At 36.1% G+C, this 10813-nt stretch carries 7 protein-coding genes; 3 read left to right on the plus strand and 4 right to left on the minus strand.

The window, feature by feature from the left end; translation table 11 throughout:
* Window positions 1-10 precede the first annotated feature (10 nt).
* Together NK356_RS15225 and NK356_RS15230 are read left to right on the plus strand one after the other, a co-directional pair.
* Window positions 11-1309: an epoxide hydrolase family protein gene (locus tag NK356_RS15225; RefSeq protein ID WP_253317376.1), complete on the plus strand. Its 1299-nt coding sequence runs from the start codon at window positions 11-13 to the stop codon at window positions 1307-1309.
* Between the two features lie 48 nt (window positions 1310-1357).
* Window positions 1358-1816, plus strand: a complete 459-nt coding sequence (locus NK356_RS15230; protein ID WP_051934374.1) for an organic hydroperoxide resistance protein — start codon at window positions 1358-1360, stop codon at window positions 1814-1816.
* Between the two features lie 110 nt (window positions 1817-1926).
* Here the strand turns inward: NK356_RS15230 and NK356_RS15235 are convergent, their stop codons facing one another.
* The gene (locus NK356_RS15235; RefSeq protein ID WP_034696591.1) at window positions 1927-2496 is read right to left on the minus strand and encodes a hypothetical protein; all 570 of its coding nucleotides are present in this window, start codon (window positions 2494-2496) and stop codon (window positions 1927-1929) included.
* A gap of 203 nt (window positions 2497-2699) precedes the next feature.
* The gene (locus NK356_RS15240; RefSeq protein ID WP_253317377.1) at window positions 2700-4499 is read right to left on the minus strand and encodes a hypothetical protein; all 1800 of its coding nucleotides are present in this window, start codon (window positions 4497-4499) and stop codon (window positions 2700-2702) included.
* A gap of 786 nt (window positions 4500-5285) precedes the next feature.
* Here NK356_RS15240 and NK356_RS15245 point away from each other — a divergent pair.
* Window positions 5286-5771 carry a hypothetical protein gene (locus tag NK356_RS15245; protein WP_034696597.1) on the plus strand — a complete coding sequence of 162 codons (486 nt, stop codon included), beginning with the start codon at window positions 5286-5288 and terminating at the stop codon, window positions 5769-5771.
* Between the two features lie 206 nt (window positions 5772-5977).
* On the opposite strand, the gene NK356_RS15250 is transcribed toward NK356_RS15245, so the two are convergent.
* Both NK356_RS15250 and katG read right to left on the minus strand, forming a co-directional pair.
* Complete coding sequence (locus NK356_RS15250; RefSeq protein ID WP_253317378.1) at window positions 5978-9100, minus strand: M60 family metallopeptidase; 3123 nt, start codon at window positions 9098-9100, stop codon at window positions 5978-5980.
* Window positions 9101-9205: 105 nt separating this feature from the next.
* Window positions 9206-10813, minus strand: a 1608-nt coding sequence (katG, locus tag NK356_RS15255; RefSeq protein ID WP_253317379.1) for a catalase/peroxidase HPI, incomplete at its 5' end; no start/stop codon positions are given.

Consider the following 10813-nt stretch of genomic DNA (forward strand, 5'->3'; position numbering starts at 1 on the left):
TAATAAAGCAATGAAAACAACAATTTCAACCATCCTTTTAGCAGTAACTTTTACTTTAGGTACACCTGCTATTTCTAAAGCACAAAACAACAAGACCACTACTCTATCATCAAAAAATGATACAAGTATCCGTCCTTTTCACATCAGTATTCCGCAATCTCAACTGGATGATCTTAAAAAACGGATCTCAGAAACCCGTTTCCCGGATAAAGAGACAGTGAAAGATGCTTCTCAGGGAATTCAGCTTGAACAATTAAAAGAACTGATTACTTATTGGGGCAACGGATACGACTGGAGAAAAGTGGAAAATAAGCTGAATGCTCTTCCACAATTCGTAACCAATATTGACGGACTTGATATTCAGTTTATCCATGTTCGTTCAAAGGAGTCTAATGCAATGCCGGTGATTCTTACTCATGGCTGGCCGGGTTCTCCGCTGGAGTTTATCAATGCAATAGATCCTTTAACTGATCCTGTAAAATACGGTGGCAAGGCAAGCGATGCCTTTGATGTAATTATACCGGCCATTCCGGGATATGGTTTTTCAGAAATACCAACTGAACTGGGTTGGAATCCTGACCGTGTTGCCCTTGCCTGGGATGTTTTGATGAAAAGACTTGGCTACAAAAAATATGTTTCTGAAGGTGGTGATCATGGCTCCGTCATCTCTGATGCTCTGGCCAAACAGGCTCCTTCAGGTCTTCTAGGAATTCATCTTACCATGCCGGCTACTATTCCTGCTGAACTTGTAAAGCCAATCAATGCAGGTGATCCTGCGCCAGCCGGACTTTCAGCTTCTGAAGCAAAAGCTTATCATGCCATGAGTACATTCTTTGGAAGAAATGCAGCCTATGGAGGAATGATGGTTACAAGACCACAGACCACAGGATATTTACTTTCTGATTCTCCAACAGCTTTAGCGGCATTCCTTTACGAAAAAATTGCAGAATGGAGTGAAAGTGATCTTCATCCTGAAAATGTAATTGGCCGTGATGCCATCCTCGATGATATTACACTTTACTGGCTTACCAATACCGGAGCTTCTTCTTCACGCTTCTATTGGGAAAATAACAAGAATAATTTCAGTGCAGAGGCACAGAAAACAAAAGATATTAAGGTTCCTGTAGCTATTTCTGTATTTCCTCACGAAATTTATCAGGCTCCGGAAAGCTGGTCAAAACAAGCTTATCCTACCTTATATTATTATCATAAAGCTTCAAAAGGCGGACATTTTGCAGCCTGGGAACAGCCACAGGTATTTACTGAAGAGCTTAGAGCAGCTTTCAAAGATTTAAGAAAAAAACTTTAACAATCATAGGATCAATCAACAAAATCGTTTAATCTAAATAATAAAAATATGGAATTAAATACCATTCAGGAAGTAGAAAATACAACTGTAGTCAATATCAGTAAAGTGTTATATTCTGGTAATGTCATCGTAACGGGGGGCCGTAACGGAGAAGCAAAAAGCAGTGATGGCAAACTTGATATTGAACTGACACCTCCCGGAGCCAAGGGAAACGGAACAAATCCGGAACAACTATTAGCAGCAGGATGGTCTGCCTGTTTTATCGGAGCGATGCAATTAGGCTCTGCAAAGCTTGGAATTACACTTCCTCCAGACGTATCTGTTAATACCTCTGTAGATTTGGCCACCAATGATGATGGATTTTTCCTGCAGGCACATTTACAGATCCTTTTACCGGGACTTGCAATAGATGAAGCCAGAAAAGTTGTGGAAACAGCCCATGCGACATGTCCTTATTCAAAAGCTACGCGTGGAAATATTAATGTAAAAATAGATGTAGTAGTTTAGTTTTCAGAATGTTTATTGCATTTTGATTAAAACCTTCCCTGCCAAAAGCAAGGAAGGTTTCTATTGTATTAAAATCTGCCAGAAGTAAACAATTCGATATAAAAATATGTCTATTTAGCAGCTGTAGTGATTTTATTGAATGCATAAGGCACTACTCCTATTCCCAATGTGAGTAAAACACCAACGAGATCATTCAGCTTGGGAAAATCACTTACATCAAAATAGTTCCAGATGGCAAAGGTGGTGAGAACACACGCCAGACCTACAGACACTAACCCGCTTATAAACGCAAGAAAACGACTTACACTGGTATTAGGTTTTGGGGTATTGGGATCTTCAGTGTTGCTAGCTGTTGCGTCCGCGGCCTTCATTGCCTGCTGACTTTCAGTAGAAGCAGCTAAAAAAGCCACTCTTTGTTTTGTTCTTTCTACCTCCATCTGAACATTTGCATCCTTATCCAGGAGAAGATCTTTTAAAGAGACTTTATCTTTTTTTAGTTTAAAAAAGACAAGACAGGTAATTAACAGGAAGAGTAAAATAGGCGAAATTGCAATCCACTTTTCAGCATCTGTGATAGGAATTGCTTTTGGTACACAAGGTGTTTCACCAGTTGGGTTTGCATAAATACCAACAGAAGTAAAAAGTGTGGTCAATAATAAAAGAAAATTCAATGGTCTCATAGGGATTAGTTTTGGGGTTGTTATGATTTTTTAAATTGCATCTGAATATACCTTACAGCATACAATGTATTTCATCACAAATTTTGTGATTATATAACAACCAGTCAATTACCCAAATGGGTAATATCCTATCAAAAACAATCCTGATATATAGCTTGAAAAACGATGTGTTTACATATATCTAAGCACCCAATTTTCCTTTATCAATTTCCAAAATTGACAAAATGAGGAACATCCGTGGCAAAGCTGTTCATAGGTAAAAGATTATTTCTGTTACTGTTAAAATCAAAAACAGAATTATTATCAAAAGGAACACGTGGATAATACATGAAAGAAATCTGAATCCTGTTGAAAACCAGATAAGGATTATTGATTAAAACACCTATTCCGATTTTTGTATTAGCTTTGGTTTTCAGTAGTTTATCATCAGGCATTCCCAGACAGCCCACTGCGGTAGTTAAATAAGGACTGAAATGGAAATTCTTCCATGTTTTATTAATAAACAACTGGAGCTGATATCTTAACACTATTTTTTTGGTTCCGATATAATCTGCATTATAAACAGGAAACTCGTCTGCAGAAGAAAGGTTTATCCTATCTTTATAAGAGTAATTATGCTGCGGATTTCCCAAGGCTAGGGTTGGAGAGAAGAAATGTCTTGCTTTGGCAAATTTCCAGTCCATCAAGTTGGTAAAATAAGTTCCATCAAAGCGGAAAGATTCCCTGTTCTGGCTGTCTTCATTAAAAAACCTTCCAAACTGTGCTTTCACGGTGAAATATCCCAATTTGGTAAAACGGCCGTAAGATGCAGAAATTCCCACATACGGATTCACTTCTTTATTTCTTGATAAGCCTCCGGCAATAACGTTTAACGAATTACCATAAGCAACATCCTCCGGCAAATCATACTGGAAAATATTCTTCTGAACTGAAAAGTTTCTCTGAATAAACCCAACAGACATCAGAAAACTGTTGTAAGAACTGAAATATTTATACTGATCAATTCCAGGGCTGTCTTTGTACTGATAATTCTGGAATCTTCCTATGATGGCAATATTACTGGATACTTTTTCACTAGGATCAGAGGAAACAGGAATCTGATAACCACCCCATAAATCCTGACTGTACACTTTGATCTGAACTTCAGGAAAAGTGGTATCCGTTTCTATCGGAAGTAAAACTTTTCGTAAAAAATATTCAAAAGTAAAACCTCCCGCCCACTTCGTTAAAGGTGAGAAAAAGTCTCTTCTAAGGCTGAAATTAATTCTTTCATTTCTCGAAAAATCCCTTTCCCCAAGAATCTGGGCATTGATATAAGTCCCAAAAAGATTATAAGTGGTATAGCTTCCTAAAAGATAATCCTGCTTTTCTTTAGAATCGTTTCTGTAAAGGAAGTCCAGAGTATGTCCCAGCCCCAGTACATTCTCTTCAGTAACTCCCAAACCAATTTTACTTCCGGAATAACTGATTCTTGGCTTCAGACTCCAGGAATCAAGAACCTTTACAACAACATCTATAGAATCTTTACTGGAAGTACTGTCTGAAACACTGATATTAACTCTGTTGATAAAAGGCATTGCTCTCAGCAAACGTTCAGATTCATAAAGCTTTTGAGCATTGTATTCTTCTCCTTCTTCAAAAAGCAAAAAATTATTAACTGTCGATCTTCTTGTACTGGAATGAAGGTGATCCTTTATCCAATCATACCACTTGCCTATTTCTTTACTGTCTTTAGAGCCATAGCCAAAAGGGTCAATGGTTTCTATCCTGACATTTCTGATAATTTTTTTGTTATAAGTGTTTTGCAAAAGTTTTTCAGTATTGGACTTAACGGATGTAGAATCCGGCTCTCTACGGAATATAAAGCGGTGAATGAATTTGGTAACTTTTCTTTTATCCGAAAATTCTTCTATTTTATAATAAAGTGAGTCTTTCTTCTCCTGTGCATTTAAAAAGAAAAAACCACTTAAAAAGAAAATCAGAGTTATAGTCGTTCTAGTCATTAGTCATCAAAATTCAATTCAGTTTGTAGTATCAATTTATACGCCAATAAGGCTTAAATACCTACCACATTTAGGAAATTTTTCTATGTACAGCTCACTTTATTTAATAGTCACATTTTTATTATAGCTTTATGTCAGATGAAGCCTAACATCGTTATTACATTCAGCGTGAAAGAAAACAATAGTAAAACAACCAATTCTGTCGAAAAACGGCTCTCTTTCTTGTAGATCTTGTTTATTATGAATGATAACCCTAAAAATAGTAATCCTGCCACCGTCAAAAAAATACTTCGGACTATTAATGCCGGAATAAATTCATTTTCTATCATCTGATTCCAATTTTCATTTGATCCTATCCAAAGTCTTGACGTTGTTATTAAGCATAGAAATCCAATGGTATAAATTACAGTTTTTAAAAGAAAAAAAGTGTTTGTTTTATTGATGTACTCCATTCAGATTATAAAATAATAAACTAAAATTATAAAAATTTTCCTTCTATAGCTAAAAAAAGAAATAAATCACTGCAATCCACTCTTTTTTTATTTGAACTAAATAAGCTTTTATGTAAGAAAATTTATTTTCATTAATTCTTAAACTGAATTATTAATTCTGCATTCTATAAAATTGCTTTATCAAATTACTATCTTACTGTTTTATACTATTTTTCTATTCAAATTTCATTGTTTGAACAATATATCCAATCTCAAAACTAACTTAAATCATAAAACAATAGCATTCAGTACAGTCTTTTTTATTATTTTTACTCATTATAAATAAAAATAATAAATGAAAAAAATCGTACTTACGGGAATAGCAGTTTTAGGAGGGTTTCTAACAGCAAATGCGCAGTGTAAACCCGTAACCGCTCTTGCAGAAAATTTTGATGCGTGGAAAGATATCAATAAATGCTGGACTGCCCAGGCTGGGAAAGCGATGCTGTATGCAAGTGATAAAAGAATTGTATTCTATTCAATGAGCAATCCTGGAGAAAATATGTATCTGGTAACTCCGGAAATAAAAGCCGGAACTTATACGCTGTCTCTTGATCTTTCTGATAATGGAGGAGAAACTACTTTAGAACTTTTTTCAGTAGACAACCCTTCAGAGGTAAAAACCTATGTTTCAATCACGAAACCTTCCAAAATAACAGGTGAGAAAAAAACATTTACTGTTTCTTTGAAAAAAGACTCTCATTTAGGTTTGAAAGTTATGCTGAATGGTGTACATCAGGCGGTTTATATGGATAATCTGTCTCTGCAGGCAAAGAAATAGAGACTTACACTCTATTTTTCACTCATAAAAAAGCATCTGTTTTTACAGATGCTTTTTCTAATCATTATTCTAATCTTTATTTCTCTTATTGAATATGTAATTTTTTAAGGCAGCCCCTGAAATAAAATTAAAAGTAATTGTAATAAATAAAACAGTTTGTACAGCTCATGAATACTATTATAAAAATTACAATTGTCTCTAAAAAGTTATTCAATAATAAGCTTTGAGCTATATCTATTTTGTCCATCAGAGATTGAAATAATATAAACACCAGCTGTAAGATTCTGGATCTTATTGTTGATATTATTATGTATTACAGATAAAGTTCCATTAGCAGAAATCATCAATTTCCCGGACATATCATATACTTCTGCATTTAAATTTTGTTTTGAATCTTTTAGGTGTATGTATACTCTCTGTCCTTTTTTCAATGGGTTTGGAGAGATACTAAAATCAATTTTATTTGAGAAAGCTTCTAATGAAGATAAAGTAGCAGCAGGATAAACAAGGATCTTTTGTCCATTGTATCCTACCGCATACACTTTCTCTGCCGCAGCTGGAAAATCAACAAATGTTTTTGCCAATGTTGTATCTCCTGTCCCTATAATAGAAACACTTATCATTTGATTATTTGTGCCATATGTTTCAAAGGCGACTGCATTATTCCATTTAGAATTGTCTACCTGTAAAAACGTTCCTTTTGTATTTGTAATAACCTGTGCACCAACTCCTGTAACTCCTGTAACAGGCTGCAGGTTTTTATATGCATTAACGCTGTGCGCTGAAATGTAATTTAATACCGGAGAAACCGGTTTTGCATAGCCTTTCATTAATACATAGCTTTTCACTTCATCAATCATACTTTGGGTAATTGTAAGCTGCGCATTTGAATAGTCTGAAATCATAGCATCAATGGGTTTCAGAAAGCCCGTAATGGTGAAGAAATCAGTAAGATCTTCCTGTACCGCATCACATGTATTTTTCACAAAATTCATTACTAATTGCCCATTTGTTAATTGAGATTCATCAGTATTTAACACTTTCTTGATTACATTGGCATACCAATGTGCATAATCTATACCAGTAACAGGGTTAGGTGTAGAGGGTATATCTTCATCAGACATATTTTTGTCGAAAGCAAGTGTGGGAGCGTTTTTCGATGCACCAGCCAATTGGTAATAAAGCTCAAGCTGCCAAAATGGAACCAATGTTCTGAAATGCTTATCTAAAGGATTTACAAAGTCAGTTCTAAACTGATCAGCGTAGCTTTTTCCGTTGATTTGTGTCTGGATAATATATTCACCAAACCTGTTGCCTTCAACTTGAGGGAAAGCAGTCTTATCAGCCACCTCACCTTCTAAATTGGTAAATCTGTTTGTTCCTGAAGGTGTATATATGTTATAACTGGCCCATAAAGAATAAATATTATTGGTAATTTCAGTAGTTCCTACCCAGGTTAGACCAGGCTCTATCTGATTAATGTGTCCCAGTTCGTGCGCCACTCCCCAAAGGCTAAGTCCTGTTGCCGATGCGGAGCCTTCAGCCCCCCACGTAAGATCCAAATGAACTCCTGAACCTCCGGCATACCATCCTCCCATAGATTCTGTATAAACAAGCTGTCTGTTTTTAAAGTTCGTATTAAATTTGAAGAACCCCATCATTTCTCTTTCTGATTTTGTAATCATGTCATATTTATCAATCAAGGGTTGTATATCAAAATAATGAAAATTGCTTACAGGAGTCTTATCTATGACCAGTTTTGTATAGTAGCCTTCAATATCAATTTTAGGATAAACATCATTGGTCAGCATTTCTTTACATTCTGTAGAAGTAGTTCCTTTTTTATAGATTCCATTGACAATACCTGCTGTGACATTTAAGGTAATGGGAGCAGCATTTACATCATTGGTATAATACGATATGTATCCAAGTCCTTTATTCGTAATAGACAGAATATTGAGTCCGTTCTTCAGTTCGTAAGTATTTTCCGGAGAAGATCCTTCTGTTGCAAAATCTCTTATTCTTAGATAAACTGCATTTGTATTCGTAATGTCTTTCGCAAAAATAATAACTTTGGTATTAGGCTGAAAAAATATTCCGGTAGGGTTTTCATATCTACTGTAATTCCCGATTTTATATTGTGTATTAATTGACCCAATAGTTTTGTAGGGTGTGGATACCTGAACCCTATATTTTTTATTGTAAGTATTATTAAAAAGACATTGGGCTAAACCTTTGATAAATGGAGAAGTAATAGCATCGATATCTTGCTGGGTAACAGTAGGTTTTAATGTACTAAAAATACTGTCATTAAATATATCAGAATAAAGAGCTGGATTAAAACTATTTGGATTATTTTGAAAAAATTCCATTTCAGCACAACTTGCAAAATTATTTTTCCCATCCAGAACCTCAATCTTAATATTCAATGGAGTAATTGCAGCAGGGAAATATATTGTTTTTATCGCACCGGATTGATTAAGGTTCAAAGTGATAAGATCGATATAACCAGGATCTGAAACAGTATTATAACTGATTTTTACGTTTCCAAAAAAACCATTTGATCCGCCATCTTGTCTGGGTGTGTACCTTATATAATTTATTGCAGACTGTCCATTGAATTTATAAACCAGTGATATAGGAAAATTTGCAGCTGTACCATTCCAGTTTGAATGATAAATAGTATTTACATCTCCATCAAAAGATTTTTCAATATTTTCTCCAGATTGAAAACTGGAAGCAGAAGATCCTGTTATTTGAGGAACTACAGCAATATCAGCAAGCATTGAAAATTCGTTGGTAGGAAGCGCACATTCTGTTAAAACAGGATCCATTTGTTCTGAAGAATAAAATTCCATCTCTGCACAACTGGAAAAATTATTTTTAGCACCTAAAATATCAACCCTAATAATAGCTGGAGAAGAAATTGCCACAGGAAGATCTATTGTTTTAGCCGTATTATCAGCAGCCCAGGAAATAATCCCTGTTGCAGCAATAAAAGTCGTAGGATTGGATTGTGTAGAATATGAAATCTTAACACTCGTCCAGATTCCATTAGCGCCTGATGTTCTGGGCTTATATACTAGTTTATTTATGCTTTTTACACGATTTGAAAAATTGAAATTCAATTGATCTGGTATTGCTGTACTCAGGTTATAGAGAGAATGATAAATTGTATTCTCATTACCATCATTACACATTGCCGCTTCATGCCCGGACTGTGAAGGTTGTAATGACTCTATATAAGCGACAGGCATTTTATACTGTTGTCCGGATACCGTTATCTGAAGTACCAGACAAAATAAAATAAAAAAATAATTGTTTTTCATAGCTTATAAAATATTTAATAAAATATAATCGAATTTATTCTTACTGTTAATATTGCAATGCATTATAAAAAAGAAAACAGCATTTCTGCTGTTTTAATATATACATTATTTAGCCAAAGCAAATCTGTCCAGATTCATCACTTTTGTCCATGCTGCGACAAAGTCATTCACAAATTTACCTTGTGCATCAGCACTTCCGTATACTTCAGCGATAGCTCTCAATTCAGAATTAGATCCGAAAACAAGATCCGCACGTGTTGCTGTCCATTTTGGCTGACCTGTTTTTCGGTCCGTTCCTATATACAGCTCTCTGCCATCTGACATTGCTTTCCATTGCGTTCCCATATCCAGAAGATTCACGAAGAAATCATTGGTAAGAACTCCCGGACGGCTGGTGAATACGCCATGTTTTGAACCGTCAAAGTTCGTATCCAAAGCACGCATTCCTCCTACTAATACCGTCAATTCAGGGGCAGTAAGAGTTAAAAGCTGTGCTTTATCAATCAATAAAGACTCTGTAGAAACCGTGTATTTTCTTTTCAGATAATTACGGAATCCGTCAGCAGCAGGCTCAAGGTAACCCATAGATTCTACATCTGTCTGTTCCTGAGAAGCATCCATTCTTCCCGGAGCAAAAGGAACTTTCACCTCCTGACCAGCATTTCTTGCAGCAACCTCAACAGCAGCATTTCCTGCTAGTACAATTAAGTCTGCCAATGATATTTTTTTACCTCCGTTTTGAGAATCGTTAAATTCTTTCTGAATGCCTCCCAGTACGTTTAATACTTTATTAAGTTGTGAAGGATTGTTTACTTCCCAGTTTCTTTGAGGCTCCAGTCTGATTCTGGCTCCGTTGGCCCCACCACGTTTATCACTTCCTCTGAAAGTAGAAGCAGAAGCCCAGGCTGTAGAGATCAGTTCGGCATTGCTTAATCCTGAGTTTAATACTTTTGATTTCAATGCTTCTATATCATTTCCGTCAACCAGTTCATGATTCACTTCAGGAATAGGATCCTGCCAGATCAGTTCTTCCTGCGGAACATCAGGACCTAAATAACGGGCACGTGGTCCCATATCTCTGTGTGTCAGCTTAAACCATGCTCTTGAAAAAGCATCAGCAAACGCATCAGGGTTTTCATAAAAATGTCTTGAAATTTTTTCGTAAACAGGATCCAATCTCAACGAAAGGTCTGTGGTAAGCATGGTTGGTTTATGCTTTTTGGAAGAATCAAATGCATCAGGAATAATATCTGCTCCATCTTTAGCTACCCATTGGTGAGCTCCGGCAGGGCTTTTTGTCAATTCCCATTCATTTTCAAAAAGGTTTTTAAAGAAATAATTACTCCACTGAGTCGGAGTTTCTGTCCAGGTTACTTCCAGACCACTGGAAATAGCATCTTTTCCGCTTCCTGATTTATACGTGCTTGCCCATCCAAGTCCCTGCTGTTCAATTCCTGCAGCTTCAGGCTCTTTACCTACGTGATCTGCAGGACCTGCTCCATGGGTTTTACCGAAAGTATGTCCGCCGGCAATCAAAGCAACGGTTTCTTCGTCATTCATCGCCATACGTCCGAAAGTATCGCGGATATCTTTAGCAGCTGCAATAGGATCGGGATTTCCGTCCGGACCTTCAGGGTTTACATAAATAAGTCCCATCTGTACGGCAGCCAATGGATTTTCAAGATTTCTTGAATGAATATCACCATCCGCATT

The sequence above is a fragment of the Chryseobacterium sp. S0630 genome (assembly GCF_024158915.1).
Lineage (GTDB): Bacteria > Bacteroidota > Bacteroidia > Flavobacteriales > Weeksellaceae > Chryseobacterium.